Source organism: Pseudobacillus sp. 179-B 2D1 NHS (assembly GCF_045370945.1).
Lineage (GTDB): Bacteria > Bacillota > Bacilli > Bacillales > Domibacillaceae > Pseudobacillus.
The window spans coordinates 35,606-58,655 of record NZ_JBIQDP010000007.1; the positions used below are offsets into that span (position 1 = coordinate 35,606).

General features: G+C 35.0%; 20 protein-coding genes and 1 pseudogene. 12 read left to right on the forward strand and 9 right to left on the reverse strand.

From position 1 onward, the window contains the following. Positions 1-99: 99 nt before the first annotated feature. The 3 genes from ACH0BF_RS08945 to ACH0BF_RS08955 all read left to right on the forward strand — a co-directional run bounded on the left by ACH0BF_RS08945 (position 100) and on the right by ACH0BF_RS08955 (position 4,408). Positions 100-1,074 carry an S-layer homology domain-containing protein gene (locus ACH0BF_RS08945; protein WP_406909289.1) on the forward strand — a complete coding sequence of 325 codons (975 nt, stop codon included), beginning with the start codon at positions 100-102 and terminating at the stop codon, positions 1,072-1,074. A gap of 460 nt (positions 1,075-1,534) precedes the next feature. Next, positions 1,535-2,584, forward strand: coding sequence for a HEPN domain-containing protein (locus ACH0BF_RS08950; protein ID WP_406909290.1), 1,050 nt, complete (start codon positions 1,535-1,537; stop codon positions 2,582-2,584). Between the two features lie 378 nt (positions 2,585-2,962). After that, on the forward strand, positions 2,963-4,408 hold the full coding sequence (locus ACH0BF_RS08955; RefSeq protein WP_406909291.1) for a hypothetical protein: 1,446 nt from the start codon (positions 2,963-2,965) through the stop codon (positions 4,406-4,408). Here the strand turns inward: ACH0BF_RS08955 and ACH0BF_RS08960 are convergent. Next, positions 4,405-4,635 (reverse strand): hypothetical protein, encoded by a 231-nt coding sequence (locus ACH0BF_RS08960; RefSeq protein WP_406909292.1) that lies wholly within the window; start codon positions 4,633-4,635, stop codon positions 4,405-4,407. The two genes, ACH0BF_RS08955 and ACH0BF_RS08960, sit on opposite strands and share 4 nt — an antisense overlap. Before the next feature lie 729 nt (positions 4,636-5,364). Between ACH0BF_RS08960 and ACH0BF_RS08965 the strand changes: the two genes are divergently transcribed. Further along, positions 5,365-6,315, forward strand: a complete 951-nt coding sequence (locus ACH0BF_RS08965; protein ID WP_406909293.1) for a hypothetical protein — start codon at positions 5,365-5,367, stop codon at positions 6,313-6,315. 102 nt (positions 6,316-6,417) lie between these two features. Here ACH0BF_RS08965 and ACH0BF_RS08970 read toward each other — a convergent pair whose 3' ends face one another. From ACH0BF_RS08970 to ACH0BF_RS09000, 7 genes and pseudogenes are all read right to left on the reverse strand, one after another. Then, on the reverse strand, positions 6,418-6,591 hold the full coding sequence (locus ACH0BF_RS08970) for a hypothetical protein (protein ID WP_406909294.1): 174 nt from the start codon (positions 6,589-6,591) through the stop codon (positions 6,418-6,420). 15 nt (positions 6,592-6,606) lie between these two features. Further along, positions 6,607-7,054 (reverse strand): annotated as a pseudogene (locus tag ACH0BF_RS08975) (restriction endonuclease); the annotation flags it as partial. Positions 7,055-7,098: 44 nt separating this feature from the next. After that, the gene (locus tag ACH0BF_RS08980; RefSeq protein WP_406909295.1) at positions 7,099-9,711 is read right to left on the reverse strand and encodes a TnsA endonuclease N-terminal domain-containing protein; all 2,613 of its coding nucleotides are present in this window, start codon (positions 9,709-9,711) and stop codon (positions 7,099-7,101) included. Further along, the gene (locus ACH0BF_RS08985; RefSeq protein WP_406909296.1) at positions 9,704-11,506 is read right to left on the reverse strand and encodes a DNA methyltransferase; all 1,803 of its coding nucleotides are present in this window, start codon (positions 11,504-11,506) and stop codon (positions 9,704-9,706) included. Before ACH0BF_RS08985 ends, ACH0BF_RS08980 begins: the two co-directional genes overlap by 8 nt. A gap of 11 nt (positions 11,507-11,517) precedes the next feature. Then, positions 11,518-14,379: an ATP-dependent helicase gene (locus ACH0BF_RS08990; RefSeq protein WP_406909297.1), complete on the reverse strand. Its 2,862-nt coding sequence runs from the start codon at positions 14,377-14,379 to the stop codon at positions 11,518-11,520. A 290-nt stretch (positions 14,380-14,669) separates the two neighbouring features. Further along, the gene (locus ACH0BF_RS08995) at positions 14,670-15,461 is read right to left on the reverse strand and encodes a hypothetical protein (protein ID WP_406909298.1); all 792 of its coding nucleotides are present in this window, start codon (positions 15,459-15,461) and stop codon (positions 14,670-14,672) included. Between the two features lie 79 nt (positions 15,462-15,540). Beyond that, positions 15,541-16,491, reverse strand: a complete 951-nt coding sequence (locus tag ACH0BF_RS09000) for a winged helix-turn-helix domain-containing protein (protein ID WP_406909299.1) — start codon at positions 16,489-16,491, stop codon at positions 15,541-15,543. Between the two features lie 659 nt (positions 16,492-17,150). On the opposite strand from ACH0BF_RS09000, the gene ACH0BF_RS09005 reads away from it, so the two are divergent. From ACH0BF_RS09005 to radC, 4 genes are all read left to right on the forward strand, one after another. Next, on the forward strand, positions 17,151-17,360 hold the full coding sequence (locus ACH0BF_RS09005; protein ID WP_406909300.1) for a hypothetical protein: 210 nt from the start codon (positions 17,151-17,153) through the stop codon (positions 17,358-17,360). Between the two features lie 38 nt (positions 17,361-17,398). Continuing rightward, entirely contained in the window at positions 17,399-17,914 is a 516-nt protein-coding gene (locus tag ACH0BF_RS09010) for a hypothetical protein (RefSeq protein WP_406909301.1), read from the forward strand. Positions 17,915-17,944: 30 nt separating this feature from the next. Further along, positions 17,945-18,712, forward strand: a complete 768-nt coding sequence (locus tag ACH0BF_RS09015) for a hypothetical protein (protein WP_406909302.1) — start codon at positions 17,945-17,947, stop codon at positions 18,710-18,712. Between the two features lie 198 nt (positions 18,713-18,910). Continuing rightward, on the forward strand, positions 18,911-19,519 hold the full coding sequence (gene radC, locus ACH0BF_RS09020; RefSeq protein WP_406909303.1) for a RadC family protein: 609 nt from the start codon (positions 18,911-18,913) through the stop codon (positions 19,517-19,519). Positions 19,520-19,711: 192 nt separating this feature from the next. Here the strand turns inward: radC and ACH0BF_RS09025 are convergent, their stop codons facing one another. Next, positions 19,712-20,644, reverse strand: coding sequence for a DNA polymerase III subunit delta (locus ACH0BF_RS09025; RefSeq protein ID WP_406909304.1), 933 nt, complete (start codon positions 20,642-20,644; stop codon positions 19,712-19,714). A 292-nt stretch (positions 20,645-20,936) separates the two neighbouring features. Here ACH0BF_RS09025 and ACH0BF_RS09030 point away from each other — a divergent pair, with 292 nt between their 5' ends. The 4 genes from ACH0BF_RS09030 to ACH0BF_RS09045 all read left to right on the forward strand — a co-directional run bounded on the left by ACH0BF_RS09030 (position 20,937) and on the right by ACH0BF_RS09045 (position 22,998). Continuing rightward, complete coding sequence (locus ACH0BF_RS09030) at positions 20,937-21,506, forward strand: helix-turn-helix domain-containing protein (protein ID WP_406909305.1); 570 nt, start codon at positions 20,937-20,939, stop codon at positions 21,504-21,506. A 43-nt stretch (positions 21,507-21,549) separates the two neighbouring features. Next, a complete protein-coding gene (locus tag ACH0BF_RS09035) occupies positions 21,550-22,047 on the forward strand; it encodes a recombinase family protein (RefSeq protein ID WP_406909306.1) in 498 nt (165 codons plus the stop codon). Positions 22,048-22,579: 532 nt separating this feature from the next. After that, complete coding sequence (locus ACH0BF_RS09040) at positions 22,580-22,765, forward strand: helix-turn-helix domain-containing protein (protein ID WP_406909307.1); 186 nt, start codon at positions 22,580-22,582, stop codon at positions 22,763-22,765. A gap of 53 nt (positions 22,766-22,818) precedes the next feature. Continuing rightward, a complete protein-coding gene (locus ACH0BF_RS09045) occupies positions 22,819-22,998 on the forward strand; it encodes an Arm DNA-binding domain-containing protein (RefSeq protein ID WP_406909308.1) in 180 nt (59 codons plus the stop codon). Positions 22,999-23,050 lie beyond the last annotated feature (52 nt).

Consider the following 23,050-nt stretch of genomic DNA (forward strand, 5'->3'; position numbering starts at 1 on the left):
AAATGGATTACAATTCAAATTAAGGAATTAAGAGTCTTAAATGTAAAGCAATATTTATCTTATTCTCTTTAATTATGAAAATGAAAAGGGGCCAATTGAATGAAGAGATTATTTAGTCTACTGTTAGTTTGTTGTTTAACTTTTACAGGCACTACCTTTGCTTCGGCTGCGTTTAAAGATGTGAGCCGTGATTATTGGGCAAAAGATGAAATTACATACTTAACAGACAAAAAAGTCATTAACGGTTTTTACGATAATTCATTTCGCCCGCAAGCACCGGTTACTCGATTGCAAGCTATGATATTAATGGCGAGGGCTCTAAATCTAGATTTATCTAACCGACCAAATCCAGGCTTTAAAGACTTATCCACCATGAATAGCGGCTATAAATATGCGGCAGCTATTGTAGATGAGGGAATCTTTCCAAAAAGTGCGTATTTAAAACCAAATGAACCGATGACTCGTGAATTAATGGCTAGAATGCTTACTTCTGGATTTAAATTAAAATCAACGAAAAAGACTAGCTTTAAAGATGTTCCTCCAAGTTATTGGGCTTATCCATACATCTCTGCTCTAGCTGAGAATAATATTACTCTAGGGTATCCAGACGGAACATTTAAACCAAGTACAACACTTACACGTGCTCAATTTTCTGTTTTTCTAGCCAAAGCTTTAAATGACAATTTTAAAACCTTTACTTTTTCTAATGAGAAATACCACTTTAAATTAGAATTGCCTAACTACATGAAATCTCAAGTCGTATTTGATGATGGATTAGGTATAAATGAGGATAAAGTGTTTTCAGTTAACTTTTATTATAATAATGATACTCATCTTGGCTATACACCATTCGCTGGATCGATTCATATCATTCCTGCTTCCTTATGGAAAAACTTCTTTGAAGATGCACCTTACTATCTAATTAAAAAGATAAATAACTATTATTATTGTTACCAAGGTCAAAGTGAGGATCCTTATTACGAAGTAGGCAAACAAGGCTCTAGAGAAGCTAAAACATACATGGGTATCCATGATCGACTTGAGTATGCAATTAAACATATGAAAATCAATTAATGAACAAGCCCGCTGGTTAGCTGCCAGACGGGCTTTTCCATTTTTAAAGAAGAGTAAGCAGGTTCTTCGGGTACCTTATCAATTGGTCAAGAGAATCATAGTGCGCTAAATGAGAAATCTTGCTCAACAAACAAGCCCACACAAATAAAAAAGCGCCAGAAACGCTACTTTCATAACGTTTTGACGCTTGCGTATGATTCCGACTGGGTTCGAACCAGCGACCTCTACCCTGTCAATTCACAAAGCGATGTTTCCACTAATTTCTTAAAATGTCCCTAAGCCTACTTTTATCAAGGTTTTAGGGACTTTTCTTTTTTAGAATGTGTCCTGCTGTTTTCGGATGTTTTTTCGAGTGTGTGACCAGTTTGGTGACCAGTAACAAATTGCCCTACTATAAACAAGGTAGTAATTTAATGGTATTATAGTACTGTTATCTAATATTAAAAAGGGGGACTAATACATGCTAAAGGCTAACTCATTAAAAAATATAAAGGACAAATTTCTTATAGAACAAATTAATTCTGAAAGTATGATGTATAGAATAGCTAATCGTTTTGACTTAGATGATGATGATTATGAAGAAATCGAGAAATATGTTGAGGATTACATTCGGGATAACTTATTTCATATTGTCATTAATACACTAGAAGATATTTCTGACACTACTTATTATTTATCTGGAGATATAGAAACTGATGATTGGGACTACAAACATTCAAATAAAGTACATATATTTTGGAATACATTTGTAAAAGGATATAGTCGTATAATCAACGTAACTCTTGAAGACTATGGAATGGCTTCGGATTTTGATCCTATTACAGTTACTGATGATGGTTACATAGAAATTGACGAAAGTTATGAGGAAGATTTCTTTTTAATTAGAGGCATACCTGGCGATTATTCATTCGAACTCAAATTATCTAGTCTAAACAACCTAAACGGGCATGTTCTTTTTAGAGGAACGTTTACAGGACCAGGAAATCGAATTCTAGAAGCAAGTAATAACGCCATGATATACGTAATACATGTAACAGGGATCAAACATGAAACTAATACTCCAAATTGGCTAGAATATTTAATTGATGGCTTCTTAAACTTGGAGAGTAAGAATAACAAAATGGCGTTTTTTAATTTATTTGCTGCCTTAGACAATTTAATAAATACACAGCATGAGTACATTTTCGAAGAATATCTGGAGCTTTGTAAGAAAATCAAAATCTCAGATCAACTTAAAGATAAAATCAGATTGTTCTCATCAAAAGAAAAAAAGTTGCAAAATAAGTTAAATCATGTATTAGATGAATTTAAAATTGTTAATTACAAAGAATTAAAATGTTATAAGTTCTACACAAAATTAGTTAAAGTACGGGATAAGATAGCTCACGGAGGTAATTTCGAAGAGACAATAGATATAGATGAAGCAGCATATTCTATTACGACACTCATTTATATACTATTGTTACAAGAAGATGTTGAAAAAACAAATTGGAATGGTATACGTTCATGAGTTACCTATAGTTTATGTTTTTTGGATAACCTTGAAACAAGAATGTACCAAACCTTTATAAAGACTTAGTGCAAGTCATAAATTTTTTTAAACAAGAAAAGATCACTTAGAAAGTTATCTGTTTACAAAAAGTATTTCCCCTGACCTTAAAATTATCATACCTATGTCAAAAGCTTGGGGTTATTCCATATACAAAATACTCCTTTAGGTATTCACTTGTTATCTCAAGTTAATGACTAGTTCTTTTAATTACGAAAACACTCCACCATAAATTTAAGTGGAATAAATTGCGTGAATTTTTCATTTTCTTTTCATCCCTGATCTTTATCCACTTAATTAAGTATTTATCAATATGTTGTTTAATAAGGAAGGTGCAAAATGAAAAAAATTTATACAGCTTCTCTTTTAGCGGGAATTTCAGGTTATCTACTTGGTAGTCTCAGCAAAAAGAAAACATTAAAATCTAAGGAACCAAAAATTCGTCTAGAAAAAGTTCTTTCAATTAAAGGTCATGGCTTATATGAATGTGTCGATAATAGCGATACTACTTTATTGAATGGAAGTTTCAAGTTTACCTTTCCTTCTCATAAGAAAACAGAAGAAATATATGGAGAATTTATACGTACAGAGTTAAATACACCAGATGAAATACCTTTTTTTCCTTGGCGTTTTATAGGTGAGAGTGAAAACGGAGAGCCGTTGATTGCTTCTGGTTTAGCATTGAGCTCATACAAGGAAAATTTGGAGAATTTCTCAAAAGTAAACCTAGGTTTTAGTTATAATGAGCTTCAGATCGGTGAACCCTCCAACTTTACAAGTCTGTCTTTCTTTGTTCCAGATATAAAAATTGAATTCGACAGAATGGAGAAAATAGGTAAAAGACTTATTAGAAATCATTCAAATTTTGTACTTACCTATAAAGAAAGTAATTATAAAATTGAATTTAAAAATATAAATAGGACTCTTAATACCATGGAGAAAAACATCCTTGAGTCTAACTTCCCGTTAAAGATAACTCTTACAAAAGATAATCAACTTATTGATTTTGAAGATGCAAAAACAGTATTGGATTATGTTTTAGAATTAATATCTTTGGCATATGGTAGTAGAGTTTTATGGAGATATGTTATTGGCTATAAAAATGACGTAGAATGTTTTAGGTTTTTCCGAAATACTAAGCACTCAAATGTTTCAAGCTTTAGAAATTTAATTTCTATTGATCGCCCTGGAATGTTCACTCAGTTTATCACATCTACATTCCCATCATACATTCAGTTAAGCAAAGATTATCATCTTAGTTTAATTAAGTTAATTGATGGACTACATTTTTCATCCGAAAGACTTACATTTCCAATGCCCATTGTGACTCTATCTTCATCCATTGAAGAGTTTGCGAATGAGGTGTTAAACGAACGCGTTACTCACTACACAGATAAAAGTACTCGAAAAAATCTGTATCCTCTCTTCAATAAGTGGATTGATCAAAATGTAATACCGCTATTAAGCGAAATTGATAAACAGGATTTTGGCGAAGGTAGCTCTAAACAAAAGTTATCTGCTTTGTTGCAGAGAAATTTACGATCAAGAATTACATTTTTATTTGATCAATACAACATACAATATGATGACACAGTTGTACGTAATTTCGTAAAAAAAAGAAACAATGCAGCACATGGAACATATAAATTTGAAAATGCAGATTTCTTATTGTGGTCCACGATGGTTTCATACTTAGAACAGTTAATCCTAAAAACAATTAATTATAATGGTCACTATCTAGATTGGTCTACTAGTCCTCCAGAAGATAAACGAATAGAGGATTAATCTAAAACTATCAATGATATATTAATCGAGTAAGAGGGGGTGATTACTCCCTTAGCTCGTGCATATACTTTTGTTTTCGAACCCCTAATCCAATGAGTTTCCTCACTTTGATTTTCTGTTTCTTCCATCCTTTCTATTGGCACATTTAGAGTCGTTTTTCTAACCAAAGAAACAATATTCAAGCTATTTATCTTCACATCAAAATAGCTCAGTTGCTTCATAATCATCTTCAATCTCTTTAGATAGCTTTTAAGCCATATAATTCTACAGTAATCTTCGATAAACCTTTCTTTCATGGACTCGTGCATTGGTAAAAATTAAACAGTAACAGCAATTCCCGCTCAAATGTTACAGATACTTCGAATATTTTCACTATCGGCATTACTGTAAAGATAAATAATCTAATCTTGACACTCTTGTCTCGTTTCAACCATAATTGCAGCAAACTGTTTTCCTTTCTAAAATAATAAGGAAGTTTTTGTAGAGTTGTAATAATTCTTTCTCCCAGACTGAATCGCATCCCACTCTACAACGAGCTGACGTCAATTTTCCGAACGATATCAAACATTCGTTCGAACAAGCAATGGTTCCTTTTCTGAATAGCAAATACAAACTTATGTATATAGAGACCACCTTATATTAATTTCCGCTTCTATAGTCATATTAAAATCCCCCTTTATTGAGTAAGTATCCTGAGTGGGTTACTTTCCACCTTTTACCTACACCGTTTGTGTACGTAGTTATCAAAGGAGAGATAGTGACATATCCCTCCTTTTATTTATGTATCTTTATTATAAGAACATTCAATCCAAGATATAAATGTGGGAAATAACTTATCCCCCCATAAACCACTTGTGCTATATTAAACTAGATAAGCGGCAATTAAATAGCAAGAGATCCCTTTCTTTAATTTGATTAGTTAGCTGAAATTGAAAAAAAGGAGGATTGAAATAGTAATGTTTTATTTAAATCCACTCGAAATAGCTCAAAACCTTACCCGCTACTTTTTAAAGCTAGGAATAACACCAGATGAATACATAACCTTAAACGCATATTTAAATCATCCAGGCTTAATGTATGATAACCCCAATCTAAATGAAATTGCGAACTCAGCCGGTAAATCCCCAAAAGAAGTAAAAGAAATATTTCAAATTATGCTAGGTAGACAAATCATAGATTTTGATGAAGAAGGGTTAATTGACTTAAAAAAATTGAATGATAAGTTACGAGAGGTAAGATTAAGTACTATGTCCCTTAATGAACGGATTGCAGAAGACATAGATACTGTTAGGCACATGGGATACTACAATGAATATAGTCATATAGGTAACGTTACATTGATACCAATAAAAAGCGGCGGAATAGCCGTAGCAAGGAGCGACCAAAGTCTCTTTGGCAGCTATATGTGGAACGTTGAAGACATGCGTAAACTATCCAAAGAAATATTGGAGTTCGCTGATGCTACCGATGAAAAATGGATCGATGCCTACAATCAAAAAATTAAAGAGAAGATACAACTGGAAAGAGAACAGGAAGAAGTAAGGTATAAAGAGAGACAGGAAGAAAAAATAAAACGCACAGAACCAAAGCCAGGGATAGTTATTTTATTTCAAGTATTTCCTAGTGGGTTATACAAATTCTCATATAGTACTAGTGTTAGTTTGCAACATAAGATCAACCTTATTAAAGAACAAAATGGGGACAATACTGAAATCGTTCATACCTTTGAAACGTATGATACCATGAAATTCTATTATCAATTTATTAAGAAACAATATAGCAATCGATTAGTTGATACAAGCTGGTATGAGCTTACGGTAAAAGACATCGAAAATATTCGAGCAGAAAATTTCCCTGCTAATGCTCTCGACTGGTTACATGGCAATAGAAATAAAGAAATCAAATAAAAAACGGACGCTCTTAGACAAAAGAGCGTCCGTTTTTTATGGACATATTTACATCCAACAAACAGTGAAGTATCGGTTCATATCTTATCAATACAAATACTGTTATTTTTTTAAAATCGAAAAACTCCTAATCATTGAACCAACAAACATTACACCTGCCCCACCAATAAGCAGTGCCAAAAATGCCTGTTTACTGATTACATCAAGCGGATACAAAGCACTACTTATAATCGTTATAAAGCCAATAACAGTGAAAATCCAGCTCATTTTTTTCATATTCCACCACCAAACTTATTCAGGCACGTACATCTTCTGTAGAGGCAATAAAGCTCTTGTTTCTCTTAGCATCTTCTCATACCATTGCACAACAAGTCGAACAAGCTCATCTAAATCGACTAATCGAACAGAATTATGCTTTGCTACCGCTTCAGCGTGTAAGGTAAAGAAACAAAAAGGATGTTAGCATCAATAGGATTAGCTCCTAGCAACTGCTGTATCTCTGGTACTGACGCCGAGTTTTTGCGATATATTACTTGTACTTTAATAATCGGCCTTTCAAATCCAAACGCATCTTTGTAGGCTAAAACATCAACACCACCATCGAGCCTTTTGGGCTTATTTGAACATTGTACTCCATTGCTTTGAGAAGCCCACCTACCAATTTCTGCATCTCCCATGGATCAAGGTTATCTACTTTATCCTCAATCATGATAAAAGCTTTTCCAACTAAACTGAAGATAAAAAGCTGCTCATTTCAATTTGAGCAGCCCTCTGATGCCCTATTTAATTAACTTTATCTAGAATTGATTTTGAGTTACCGTTCATGACCTGGCTACCAACTATAATACGGTAATCCATTTCGCTGGCACTGGCTATTTCTCTTGCTGCTTTTTCTTTAGCTTGGACTATCGGGTCATCAATTTTGTTATCACCTTTGATTTCAATGATAAGCATTTTTCCATCATTCTTCTCTATTAAAAAGTCAGGGTAATAACTTCTCACTGTGTTTGAAGCTGGGTCAATATATTGAATATAAAAATCCGATTGTCCATGAGTAAGCATTCCCGTAAAATAAACCCTTTTTATATCCTCATGACGTATGATTTCCTCAAAGAATCGCTTTTCTGGGTTAGAATCAAAGCAGTACGTATCTAAATGAAAACTTTTATCGATAAAATCTTTAAACGCCATATCATTAATTTCCACTACTAGCTTGGGATTTGCAGTTACTTGATAGTAGCCTTTCTCTGGTTCCTTAACAAGGTTAATTTCTTTTGTTTCTTTTTTCTCATAGCTTTCTAAGGTATATATTTCATTAAATAGCTTAGGAATAATCCAATCATACAAGAGTTCGTTGTATATATTTACATATTCTAATATGATGTTATATCCCTGTTCGGATTTAGCTAAAATTGTGTCTAATTCTATACATGAACGGTTTAAATATCTAGAAATCTCAGCTACTAGTGTAATTTGACTAAATTCTCTCTTTTGACGAAAATCAGTTAAATCTTCACTAATCTTTCTATTGATTTTACCTGCTACTAACCCCGATTGTTCTGTATGAATTAATTTGTACTTTTCTAAGTCTATCTTTTCAAATTCAAAATCAACAGCCTTAACTAATTCTTTTTCTTTCAATTCATGTAGTTTTTTCTTTCGGTTAACTTTAATTGTAACTGGTGGTGGTACCAATTGAATATCATAAGTCTTATTTTGACTATCTTTTTTAGATAAATCATTGATACTCATACGGAAATTTTGTTCTAGTTCTTCTTCAAGGATTTGCATATTTTCATCAGAAAGATATACATTGGCCCTTTCCTGAACCCCTCCGATCGCCCTTAAGCATCTCATTGTTGCTTGCAATACAAAAATCTTAGATTTCGGCTTTCTAAATAAAGCGACACCGAATAAAGACCTACAATTCCAGCCTTCACGTCCTTTATTCACAAGAAGAATGAACTGCTTTTCAGATGATTGGGTATCTAGCCGGTTAAATTCTCTGATATCGTCGTTAGTTGTTAATTTATCATCGCCAACGTTTACCAGTATCTTGTCCGTTGGGATATTTAGATCATTTAATATTTCTTCTAACGCGGGCTTTAGGTCATTTTGAACTTCCTCAATCGTACTAGCGAAGATAGCAAGTTTAGGGAGCATTCCTTCATAACGGCCCTCATTATACTTTTCCCAGAAGCTTCTAACGGATAAATTTAGAAATTCTTTTGACTTTGGGTTAGAATAGCCGTTAATTGTAACGCTTTTAAGATACTGTTTATCGATTGCATCTTTTAAGCCATACGCATAAACCACTTCTGGAAAGATTTCTTTCCCGGCATACGGTGTTCCTGTATAGTTATAGCATGCAACTACTGATGTACCTGATTTTTGTAAAGCCTTTGCAAGTTCATTAATGGTTAATCTTAGACTCGTTTTTGCTGATTTGAGGCCCATGTCTTTTGCTAATGCATTTCCAAATGAATGATGAGCCTCATCAACATAAATCCCTAGTTGTTCTAGGCGAGTTAGCTTTGAAAAGCGTTGATTATCGATTAGCTCCCCTTCATCTTCCGGTTGATCAAAGTCATATAAATCTGATATGTCATCGTATGCAGTTCCCTTATCGTATAAAGGGGCATTAAAAAGTTGTTCGATTTTACTTTTTTCTTTATGCTGACGTTTTAAAATGATTTTTTGTGCATTGGATATGATGATATTATATTTCGAACGATCAATTGTATTTAATGTCGTTCCGGAATCCTCTAAGAAGTGAATTTTTAAATGAGTGTTTAACCAATTTAAATATTCAGGTGGTATAACACTTGACCGGTCAAATGTTTGAATTTCCTTTAATGATTGTAATACAGTTTTGTCGGGGGCAAAGACTAAAGCATTATGACAATACTTTTTATCTTTAGGAAACTTGTTTGCTAATAGAAACTCATAAAAAATACAAGTTGCCATCAAAATTGTTTTTCCTGTACCCATCGTTAAAGCAAATATATAATTCGGATATTCCTGGGCAAATTTTTTCATACGAGCAAAAACACTTTTATATTGATCCACGTCTACACTGAATAATGTTCCTTGCTCGCCCTTTGTAAATCCTAAGTCACTTCTCTTTTCAAATCGGTCTTTTTTATAATACCAATCCTCAAATATCTGATGAACTTGTCTGTTATCTAGATATTCTTTTAAGAAAATGTACATTTCTAATGCTTCAAACTGTGGTGTGCGAAGAAATGAATTTGGGTTGGACGAATCGTTAAAATCCAAAAACTTCTTTGAAAGATTTCTATAGTTATTTCTTATTTTCCCTCGATTTTCTTCATAAAAATCCCTTAAGTAATTAAAAAATGCAAAGTCTAGGGCGAAGTCCTTTGTCTTAGCCATCTATAGTCACCTCTAAAGATTCCGAAAGAAGATCAGTAATCTTTACTCGAATAGTTCCTGCGTCCTCCGGAACCTTATATTCTCCTGTTACTAGTTCATTTCTCTCTGGAATGTCAACTACTGCAGGTTCTAAAACAGCTCCATCATAATTCCAATCAATCATTACTGATTCAACTAACTCTTTCCAGTCTTCCACATTTTCTTTCATAATGCTTAGCTTTTGAAGTAAGTTCATTGGATAAAAATTCTTAATAACTAACTTATCATCCTTCACAATAATTTCTGCTTCCGAATCACGTTTGAACTCGAGATTCGTCTTGTCTCTCAGAATATCAACTACCTCTATATCAATCTTATAACCAATTTCTTGCTCAAGAGCAGCAGCTAGGTCTGGCTCGTGACCCATACAAACAAGTAATAATCTTTCTACTGGTTGATTCGGGCTTTCTTGTTGTCGTTTTTCAAACAATTTATAGTCAAAATTAGTAATTAACTCATTGAGATCTGCTCTAGTGGCAATACGATTTACAGGCATAACTTTAACCATACGACCATCTTTTTCACCATCATAGAGAGAGTTATTATATATTGGTTGAACTTCCAGTGCTTCTATGAGTAACTCCTTGGCCTGAACAGGGTTACGAAAAACCTCATAATTATTAACATTATATACTTCGAATCCTGATAACTCCTCTTCATAATTGTTTAGCATTTTTACAAGTCTTTTAGTTGTAGTTTGAACTGCCCCTAAATTAATATCTGCTCCCAAAAAACGTCGACCGAGTTTCATTGCAACAACTTGTGTTGTACCTGATCCCATAAATCCATCGAAGATAATATCTCCTGGAGCTGAAGATGCTTTGATTATTCTCTCAATTAATGCTTCGGGCTTTTGAGTAGGATAATTTGTACGCTCAGCAGCTTGTGAGTTAACCTCTGGAATGTCAATCCAAATATCACCTAGAGATTCTCCCTTTTCTTCATCCAAATACCTCTTTAGCCTTTTTTTTCTGCCTGAGGTAATATATATTTTACCTTGTTCTTCAAATTTCTTTATAGATTCCTCCGAATAATCCCCTAGATCGCAATCTCTGAACAATCTTCCATTTTCGTCAGGTCGAAATTTAGTTTTAATAAACTTTTCATCATAAGGTTTATATGCCCCATTCCAAGTCCAATTATTAGATTTGGAATAAAAAATAATAGTATCCGAGTTTCTTGCATATTGCTTAGATCTAGCCTTTGCACCTCTTACTGGCTGCCGCTTCCACTTAATTTCATTTCTAAAATTATCCATACCAAAAACTTCATCAAGTATACATCTAATATAATGACTTTTTCTTGAATCACAGTGAACGTACAGGCTCCCATCATCAGATAACAATTCTCTAATTAGCACAATTCTCTCAAATATATATTGTAGATATCCATCGCTAATCCAAATATCTGTATATTGTTTTTCTTCAAATGAATTATGATCATTAGAGACATTTTTTCCTTTTAAGGTAATCTTCTTTTTATAATCAGCTTTAGAATCAAACGGGGGATCAATATATACTAATTTAACTTTTCCTCTGTACTCTTTTAACATATGGCTCATTACTTGGATATTATCTCCCCAGAAAATCTTATTTAGCCAACCCTCAACAGCTTCACCGTGTGTCTCTTTTAGTTGAGCTGGATAGTATTGAGTTGAACGAAAGGGACGTTTCCCCTTCCAATTCAACATAGGATATCCTTTAATTGGTTCAAACTCGTATTGTTCTATATTTATGTCTTGTTCATGTGTAGACAATTTCTTCACCCCTATAGTTTCTTATCACAGTAAAAACGCATATCACAGTTGCGACAATGTTTCTTAGGACGTTTTTTAATTGTGAAATCCTTTTCTTCAATTCTTTGTACAATCTCATCAAAAACCGAGATAGTTTTACCAATAGATTTTGTATTCTTAGGGAAAGTAACATATGGATTACTATCTTCTTCTCCAGTGTAATACAGATGCATTTTGCTCACTTGTTGTCCGGTTCTTTCTTCTATTAAATGAGCGTAGACCTCTAGCTGCCGTTTATAATGATATAATATTTCAGCATCCCTGATCAAATCAGGCTTTTTCTCTGATTTAAAATCAATAATTTCAACTGTTTCGTTTGCCCCCCGAATTAAATCAATTGTTCCTTTAAGGAGATAGTGCTCTTTGACTAATGAAACATCTATTTCTGCTTCTTTTACGTGATTCCAATTATTCTCCTGCTTTTCTACATACTGTAATACCTGTTTCAAAGCAGCCTTTTGTGTTTGAGGGGCAAGATATATACGTTCTTTTTTTACTAAGTTATTGTAATTGGCATTAAACCAGTCTTCTATATTTTCTTCTTTAATCTTCTCCTCCTCTCCTCGAAGTGCAGATTTATGAATATCTTCTATTGTTTGATGAACAAGCGTACCAAATAAAGTTGCACCTTGACGAACAGGAGAAAACTCAAATTCTTTATAGAACTTATACTGCAAAGCACACGATTCGAAAATGTTAATATGAGAGGTAAAGGAATATTCTTTTTTAGTATTCACATCTTTCACTTTTTCAATTTCTAAATTATATATACTATTAGTTTTTCTCCAACTAGCAAGTAACCCATATGACTCAATAAATGGTTTCGAAGGTACGCTTCGTGTACCTTGTCCGCTCGCTGTGTTTTCTTGACAACTTAAGACGAGTAAATTCTGTGCTCTTGAAAAAGCAGTATAATATAAACGCCAAAAGTCATAATACTTCGTACGCTCCAGAGGCTCAAAAGGCTCCTTATGATAATAGCTTGCTTGGAGAACTTCATCTAAATCACTATACTGCTTTCTTGGTGTAGTATCTAGGGAGCCAACAATCACGATAGGGAATTCCAGGCCTTTTGATTGATGAATCGTTAGAAATGATACACATCCACTTGGTGCATATTCAGACTCATCCTCATACTCATTAATTCCACCATTAATTAAAAATCGTAAAAACTGGTTGAAAAAAGTAGTAAGATGAAAATTAATTGTTTTTGGTGTGAAAACTGTTGCCCTATGAAGATACTCAAACTTTGTTAAGAGTTTTGAAAAGAGTGACAGATTTCTGACTGAGCGACTGTCTTTGACTTTATAGGAGTCTTGTTCTAAATAATGACTAAATAAATCAAATTGGAATAGCTGATAAAAAAGACCGGCAAATGAATAGTCAGTATTTTGTTGTAGATTCATATGTTCTTTCGCACGACTACGACACCATTTCAATAATTCCTGATTTTCAGACTTTCGCAACTCACTAGCAAACTCTCTTAAACATTGGTCATACATTTCCCACTCATCTAAATAAGCATTTTCATCCCATTTCCTTACTTGGGGAAATTGGGGAAATAAAAATAAAAACGCTCCTATTAACAGACGGATTTCCTCTCTTTCAAAAAACATATTGGATCTAGGAGAATAAACAGATATATCTCTTTCTTCTAGATAATTTGCCAGTGATACGACTTTTTTATTTTTCACAGAACGGAATAGGAAAGCTACTTGGTTCCAATCAGTCAATTTCCCTTTCTCTTTCATAGAAACGAGAAATTGATACACTTCTTCTTCCCAATTCTCTAAACCATCTGAACCCGATACTCTTATTACAGTTTTACAATCCAAATAATTACCTTTATTAGGTTCAATTCTTTTATCATATCTAAACGATTCGCCCTCATGTGACCAATTATTTTGCTCCATCCATTGATTATAAAACTGGATAATTGATGGATGTGAACGGTAGTTTATTGATAACTCCACTTTTTTACATTGTCCTCTTTTAAATTTTGATGGAAACTCCAAGATATTTCTAATCGTGGCTCCTCTAAATCGATACAGCCCCTGATCATCATCGCCGACCACACAAATATTTTGTCTTTCCCCTGCAAGTAAGAAAATTATTTCTTCTTGAATTGTGTTGGTATCTTGAAATTCATCAATCATAAGATAGTGCAACTTTTCACTAAGATTAGTTGTAATTTCCGGATATTCTTTCAACAAACGGTATGCTTCTAACTGAATTGTAGAGAAATCAAGGGCATTCTCTTCTTCAAGATGTTGTTGGTAAAGCTCATAGCAATAACCTAAAGCTTTCGCTTTCAACTCTGTTGAGTTTTTCAACTGTTCAACATTTAACATTTCCTCACTAACTTTATTAAGCCATTTCAGTAATGTCTCTGCTTTTTTCCATCTAGAAGTTCTCTCTCCAAGTAATAAATCTACATTCGGAAACTGTGTATACTCATATAGTTTTTGATAGAGAAAGTATTGCTGATCGAATTGATCCATTAAAGTAAAGTTCTTCTTAAGCCGAGTAAACTCTCTATTTTCTTCTAGAATCCGTAAACAAATTGAATGAATTGTACCTAAATACATTTCATTTAAATTAAAAGAAATATTAGATTCATGGAGGCGATTAGAAACCCTTGTCATTAGTTCTTGTGCGGCTTTGTCTGTAAATGTAGCTACTAAGATATTTTCAGCTGCAACATTTTTATTGGTAATTAGGTAATATATTCGCTCTACGAGAGTATATGTCTTACCGGAACCAGGGCCAGCAATAATTAATAATGGCCCCTCTGTTGTTTCAACCGCTTTCTTCTGATTTTGGTTCAGTCCCATTTACAGCACCCACCTATTTAAAAAAGATTAATTTTATTTTAAAATATAGCCTAAAGATGTGGTTCTAAAATTCCTTTTTCACCTTAACAAAACACTTAACTTTTATGATTAAATAATCATTGTAAAAAAGTTCCTCTTTTACTATATCAAATCCCATCAAATATAACTATTTTCCTATTTTTTTAATTTCCATAACTAACATATAAAATAACCTCCTTTCTCCCTACTTCTGTGCATAATTTCCACAGTTGTCATCTTTTTTGAATCTGATGTTAATACTTTTTCGTTTCTTATATACCGCTCACTTCTTTTTTCATCCATTCCAACAGCTCACTGTACTCTTTCTCGTTTAACATCTTTTCTGCTTGCTCCTTCATTTCTTTATTCCGTTTAAAGTGCGCTTTTTTCAATTCCCGAATTTCTTCAGCATGTTGCTGGAAAATAGAGGCCATTTGAACAGTGTCTTGATAAATAAAATTCATATTCCATTTTTCATCAATGGCTTTTTTAGCAACAATAGCCGCTCCTGATTCACTTCCAAAATAAACATCCCATTTATAATGTAGAGAAAGATCATTTAGATAGCGCTGCTGCAAGATGCTAAACCATATCCCTTGATAAACGCCAGACAGTTGCACTTTCGGTGAAAAACGGTGATGGCCATTGCACCCAGCCAATGCTGTAATGCCAGCCAGGTTCAGTGATTTTACGAACATTGCCATGTTTGCGTCAAGATCCAGCGCATTTACTTTAATGCCGAATCGACGTTGCACAAATGAACGCCAGTGAAAATGATATCCTTCCATCCGGATAGGAAACAAACGGCCTTTTTCGTTCATAATCTTTTTCATAGCTGCTATCGGTAGTCGATTGACCAACACTTCAAACGAATGGCTATTTTGCCAGAACGTTGGGATATTTAGTTTTTCAAGAAGAATACGGACCTGTTTGATGTCACTCTCCGTGTTTTCAGTTGTCATTATAATTACACTGTCACTTTCTCTTATAAACAAGCCTCTTATTTTCAATGCTTCTGCTACACGCTTCGTTGCATTCATCATTTCTAATCTCATTAAATTCATTTCTCATCACTCTCCTGTTGTTATTTGTTACTTATAGTATAAAAGAGGACCGGTTACGATTTCGTAACCGGTCCCTGTCTCAACGGAGAACGTAAGATTGTATATCTGCTTTCCATTCATATCCTTCCTCGGCTGTGGCAAGAACGGCACGTATATTCTCGCATGACATGGCGCGGGGGAGCTTGCTTCTTAAACTTGAAATATATCGCTTTACAGCGGTTGAACTTACTTGCCGATCTAGCCAGACGGCTTCTTCGATAGTTCGTTTCGAACATGATAAGCCTTGATTATCCATTAAAAAACCAAGGATTTCTGCTTCTTTCCGTTCAAGGCGTATCGCATCATGATCCGCATAAAAGTACTTTTCATCCGATGAAAGGTCCAGCACCACGCATGTTCCGTCCATTGCTTGTTCTTTTATTCCTTTGTAATCCGTTTTTGAAACAGCTTTCCGCTCTCCATTGGATGATTTCAACAAGATTGGTTCATTTCTGCATTTTTTCATTTTGTCCATATAGAGTAGAATAAACCAATCATGCTCATGGCTTTGATTTAACTCTTGCGCCTTTTTTATATAATCAACTGCCTTGGATGGGTAACCAACTCGGTTATAAGCCAACGCCATGTTACAAAGAAGCTTGAGCTTCTGGACACCTTGAAGACCATTTTCAAGCGCTTCTTTTCCATAAAAAAGAACAGCTTCCCATCTTCTTTCTTCATTAGCCATAATGAAGGATAAATGATAAAAAGCATCAGGCTTATTTGGTGCGTAAATGGTTGATTTTCTTAATATACTATAGGCAGATTGATAATTTCCCCGCCGCATTTTTTCATCTCTTCCCCGTTGTAAATAAAGGTCAGCTAGCATAATTGCATAACGCGGTTCTTTGCGGTCAATTTCGATGAATTGCTTGTATAGTGCGATACCTTCTTCCAACCAGGCGTTCCGCTCTTGAAATTCGTCTAATCCTTCCCGGTCCATCCAATTGTCTTCCCGATCTAGAAGGTCCTCTATTGTAAAAGATTTCATTTGCACCCCATCCTCCTACATATTCAAATGAAAAAATTTAAGTTGGTTAGAATATTCAAGACAATTCACGCTTATCTTAACAGTTTGATAGACTGATTAACTTAGAATCCATACCTTAATTGAAAGCACAATTATCATTATTAGAAATACCAATATCCAGAGCTTTTTATGATGAAAATACAAGTATTTATCCTTAGAGGTCAAGTTTAGTTCCTACGCGATCCATTTGGATTTCATAATGTTGAAGAATCCAAAATGAGTGTGGCAATGAGTAAAAATAGCTTGATTGTAAATCAAGCATGCCTATACTTCCTCACTTATTTTTTTATCTGTACTCAAAAAATGAAAATTTACAGGTTTTTCATCATTGTATTTAATAAGGATTATCGCATGGGAATAGAGACGTAAAAATAGGGGAATTATTGGACACTTACTCTTATTCTATATATGGTTCTTTAATGACACAATAGAGGATAGAAAAAATGTAAAAAATCCCCTTACTAGCACGATTTATTAATGATATAAGGGCCCCTGCCGTTTCATGCCCCACCCCTTTTATATAAACCGTTATTTATCCATTTGGATAAATAGCGGTTTTTTTGCTTTACAGAGACGACAAGCGCAGTGAGAGGAGCGCAATTAAGAAAGGAGGAAAAGTCATGAATCACTCATTAATTCGTATTCTTATTGACGCAAAAGAAAAAAACAAATGGGTACCGGTCAAATATCTAACTAAATACCACGTTCACGAAATCAATCTTATGCAGCTTGAAGACGATGGTTTGTTACTTGTTTATCGTCGGTCATCGGATGGACTTTCAATCAAGCTCACTATAAAAGGCTATCACTTTTTCAGCCGGCAGCAGTAAGACAATAATAACTATTATTCATTAGGAGGAATTTTATTATGAAGAAAAACGTTTGGGATACGTATCAAGATCAGGAACGAATAAACGGAAAAGATATTTCACTTTCTGAAATCCGAACCATCCACAGATCCTTAGTTGAGCAATATGAAGGAATTGGACGGGATATAGTAGATGCGATTGATCGTAACGACTGCGTGAAGCTAACCCTTTTAATTACTAAAAGAAAGCAAGTCCAAACTGCTATTGAAGAAATTGAAACTATGTATGAGGATGATCTTTGTACTTCTCAGATGCTTAGGGGTCGTATTGTTGATGGATTAAGAAACAGCGCTCAATTAAGTGAGAAGAACGGTGGAGATGTCTTACAGAGTGTACGAGACAGTTTAGAAAAACTAAATCATTCGGCACACTCAGCCGCTTCCAAGACACTAACTGTCTCTTTAAAGGCCATCAGCATTGGTAATCAGCTGCAGCACAAAGCAGGTCGTTTCATCGTATCTCAAACATCAAGCGGACTTTTAAAGATTGCAAATGTACTAAAGAAAAACTCTTAAACAATCTGACTAGAAAGGATGACAAGAAATATGACTGTAGAAAATCAGATTTTAAAAAGGAAGGTCGTACCATTTTCTGAACGATCTATATCCGCTTCACTTCCTAACCTTGTAATTTCGTTGTCAGAATCAAAGGAGCGAATTGAGCAACTAAAAGAGTTTGTTGAGGAAGCAATGGTAAAAGGAATCGATTACGGACTGGTTGAGGGGTTTTCTAAACCAACATTACTGAAGCCAGGCGCTGAAAAGCTGTGTGATGTCTTTGGATTCTCAAAAACAGTGAATGTGATTAATCGTATTGAGGATTGGACGATGGGTATTTTCGCGTATGAGATAAAAGTAACGCTGACTAGTAAAGAAAGCGGCATTGTCGAAGCTGAAGGAATTGGTTCATGCAATAATAAAGAATCCAGCCTCCGGCAACAAGATCCTTATACCGTCGTCAACACGGTACTGAAGATGGCAAAGAAACGTGCGCTGATCGACGCTGTGTTGTCTGCGACACGTGCGAGCGGATTATTCACGCAAGATATTGAAGATTTTCCAAAACAGCAGGCATCTATTAAAGGGGGGGATGAATTAGCAACAAAACGCCAGTTGCAAATGATCTTTCGCATCGTCGCTGAACTGCAGATGCGCCCTGAAATCGCCAAAGAGATGATGCAGATGAGTTACAACGTCGATCACAGTACACAGCTGACAAAGAAACAGGCATCTAACTTCATTCAAGACTTGCTTCATTTAAAAGATGCTTTTGAGGAGGGAGAAGAATTGGAGATACAACAGAAAGATCGTTAACGGCTCATGGATTGCTGCGGCATTCAATGGGCTTTTTTATTGCATAAAAAAGATGAGCTCATCCACCAATGAACTCATCTCAGGAAAATAACTATGACTTTATTTTAACTCGTCATGAACATTTGGTTCAAGTTGGGAGAGACATCATTGTCTCTCCTTTTTTTATTTCAACAATACAACTGCTAAATGGAGGAACTAATGATGAAAACTTTTGATAAATACACATTCAAATTATTGCTTGCAACAACAATCCGTGAAAAGGAAGATGGCTACGTCGTTAATGAAATCTTCAACCGCTATCCATCTATTCAAGAGCTTCTTGAAGTTACAGAAGAAGAATTGCTTCAAATTAACGACATCGGCAAAGTGAAAGCAAAGCAGATCATCGCAGCATTAAAGCTGGCGCGTATGAATCCTTGCCCTATCGAAAAACGCTTTACGATCCGCTCCCCACAGGATGCATACGACTATTTAAAAGATATGCAATATTTAACGCAGGAGCATTTCGTCGTACTCGGCCTCAACACAAAGAATGAGATCTTATTCAGGGAGACTGTATTCGTCGGCTCTTTGAATTCATCCATCGTGCATCCAAGGGAAACATTCAAGCATTTAATCCGTCGTAGTTGCGCCAGTGCCATCGTCGCCCACAACCACCCAACCGGAAATCCCGCGCCAAGCCGCGAAGACATTGATGTAACCAAAAGATTGGCAGAGGTCGGGAAGGTTGTCGGCATTGAAGTCCTTGATCATCTCATCGTCGGCGCTGAAAAATACGTATCATTAAAAGAAAAGGGTTACCTATAATCATCATCAAAGAAGAGACAGTGCTTTTTGGCTGTCTCTTCTTCTTTTTATGGGCTCATAATTCAATTTTTCGATCTTTTTCGTCTTCGTAACTGGATCTATGCTATATAAAAGACTGATACTACGCTATTTCTTTCCTGGAATAGTAGTTACTTAAAAATGTAACATTGCATTCGTTACTTTCGCCTAATTTTATACTGCCGTTTCCTCTCTGGAGTTGTAATCAAGTAGCCCCTGCTCTATTTCATTCTTATCGGAAAAAGATATTCTTATCCATGCTACAGCATCATCAGTAAAAACTTTTCCAAGATCTATCAATGGATTTGTATATCCTTCATGCCGCTTGAATTGTTTTCTCATTGCATCATCCATGCTGCGATACGCCTCTTGTATTGTTAAATGCTGCTTAATGAATTTACCTAAGCGTTTCCTCTTATCGATCTTATCTACGTCGACCAACACAAGAGAAGATAAAGCTTTGCTTTCTGGTGAGAACAAAAACTCTTTTAAGGTAGGTCGCTGATCACCGGAATATTTCTTTCTTTTTTCAACACGCGTTAGCTCTCCCTCTTTCGTACCTTGTTCTTTACCTTTGTCGTATACCTTAGTCTGCTGTCCGCTTCTCTCTCCATAGTAGTATGTTTCTTGCTTATATTCAAAATCCTTTAATGAACGCACATATGGTACGAAAAGCTTCTTCACTATACCTCGTACAGTTTGATTTTTCAGGTCTACTTTCTCATCAAAAGAATGAACATGTATACCATCCAAATCTCCGAACACGAGTAATAATATCTCCAAGACACCTTTAGGGGTTAACCTCTTCTTGTTAGGATTGATTCTGATATGTGTCGACCACTCACTTTTGCAGTAAGGTAACCAGAATAAGTGAAACAACGAGCAACGCAGTTCATAGTGAAAGTATTTATTAGAGATGACCGGGTGACCACCTCGCCGTGCAGGTTTGATTAATTGAAGGAACGAGTCATTCGGCAAGTTCCTACTACAAAACACAATCCCATCATAGGGGCAGCTACTTTTCTTTTTAAGTCTCTCCACCCGCTGACTAACTCCTTTACCACTTAAAATCTTCATTACAGTATGCCCATCATATAAATAACCCATTGCCATCCCATCCTTTTTATACGTGTTCAAGCCTTGTAGTAGTAAGTCTCCGACTATATTCCTTGTCCAAATTAGTGGATAGTTATCTAATACATAATTCCCCCTTGGTCAATAGCAATTTAAAAAATATTAAACAGAAGACTACACAACAGTCCCCTCTTACAATTTGTTTTCACATCTGTAAAATGAATTAACTACAAAAACCAAAAGTTCATATTTAATATGATAAAAATAAGCGAATATATTGTAAAGTAATTTAAACACATATATAATATAAATGAGGTGGTAATGAATGTCTATAAGTAAAATGATTAGTCAACGACGGGAAGAATTGAAACTAAGCTATAGGGAATTAGGCGAACGTATCGGTATTTCTCATACATACATTCGGGACGTTGAAAAAGAGAAGTTTGTTCCTTCTTTTGAGAAAGTGATTCAAATAGCAAATGGTTTAGATTTGCCCTTAGAAAAAGTCATCATAGAAACCTATCGTGATCAAGTAAAGAATTTGCTACTTGAAATGATTAACCTTTCATATGATCACCATATCAATCTTTCTTTTAACGATTGGTTACAAGGCGGATTACCAATTAAACCTTTAAATTCAGAGGAAACAGCTATTAAAGATTTTGCTTTAGAAATGGCTCAGCTTCTCTATAAAGAAGAAGATACCGAGTATGCAGAATTAAAGATGAAGGTTATAAAGCTTATTGCCAATGATAAATACGCAAAGTATGTGATCAGCATATTGGAAGAGCTTCTTTTGAAGATGGTTGCTATAAAAGAAGCGAAAGGAAGAGAAGGCGTTAAAAAGGTATTAAAGGAATTGGGTTTCATTGCCTATCCCACGAAAAAATCATGAACAATAAAAACCTGTAAATATTAAGTCGAAAGGAAGTTATCTCATGAAGCAACCCCCTTTTGGATATGTTATTGAGTACGTTCCTCATTTGAAGAAGAACTGGTACGTTATAAATGAGGAAGAATGTGAAGCTTTAGAAGACATCTTCGAGAGTATTACCTTTTCACACAGCTTAGCGAGTATCGCAGAAGACCTTAATAAATCAGGATTTCAGACACGATCAGAAAAAAGGTTTTCCGCTCTTAGTGTTCGGGCAATTGTTAAAGATCCTTTTTATATCAACTTAATCAGAACAAAAAAAGGTGGAGAAACAGCTTATGAATTTTCCGCTCATCCATGCCCTATTAGAACTGAGGAATGGGTGTTTGCCCAAGTAATGATTAATAACATTGATGTATTGAAGGAACCTCAAATTCAACAACAACTGCGAAACCCTCATTATGAGCCCTGTAACTCTTTCTTCGAAATAGTAGGGGAAGAAGATAATACAGACTATTACCTCGATCTTTATGATGAAGAACCCGAGGGACCACTAGTTTAATAAATATGCTCAACAAACTTAATGAATAATCTAACCAGGAAGAGGCTTCTTAAGTCTCTTCCTTTTTATATTCATTTATACACAAAGGAGAAGTTTACATGCTAACAGGTGTCATTTATGCACGTGTAAGTAGACAGGAACAAGCATCTTAGGGGTGTAGCATCGAGGTACAGAAGGAATTGCATCGAGAATGTGCTAAACATCGAAATATCGAGATTGTTGGAGAGTATACTGATGAAGGACGCAGCGGGAAAGTATAGACGGCCAGTCTGAAATACAACGCAACTGCTACCAGAGAGCGCAAGAAAGAACAAGTTTAACGCTACATCTACGAGCTTGTTTATTTTACTCGTGAAACATAAGCTTCACTTGAAATGTTGCCGTCTTTATTCCTAATAGAATGGCCAAGTTCGACCGGACGCCTATTCTTATTTCATAGTTAAATTCACACTCTGTTTGATGATACAATAGAACTACCAAAGGACACTAAAGAGCCTTATAAAAAACAACTATTTAAGTGAGGGATTTATACATGACGGAAGGAAATTTATACCCCGCCGCTCTGGATGTATCAGATATCCAGTCCATCCTTGGCATCGGCAGAAGACAGGCATACGAACTAGTAAATTCAGGACAGTTTCATGTTGTTCGGGTTGGTAAGAGGATAAAGATTTCCCGGGAAGTGTTTTTTAATTGGTTAAACGGCGGAGAGGAATAACCCCCCTCTCCCTTTTTCCTAGCATGTTCATAAATAGAAAGGAGAGGATCGCTATGGACTATACCGGATCTATAAGAAAAGAATGTACTGCATGGTACTATGTTATCGACTTAGGGAAAGGTGTAAATGGCAAGCACACACAAAAGGAAAAACGTGGGTTTAAAACAGAGGAAGAAGTGAACTCATCTCTTATAAAGGCGTTGCATGAATTAAATACTGATACTTACATTTAACCTGTAATGGTTGCTTGAAAAGTGGAGAGGAGTAAGTTTCCCCTCCACTTTT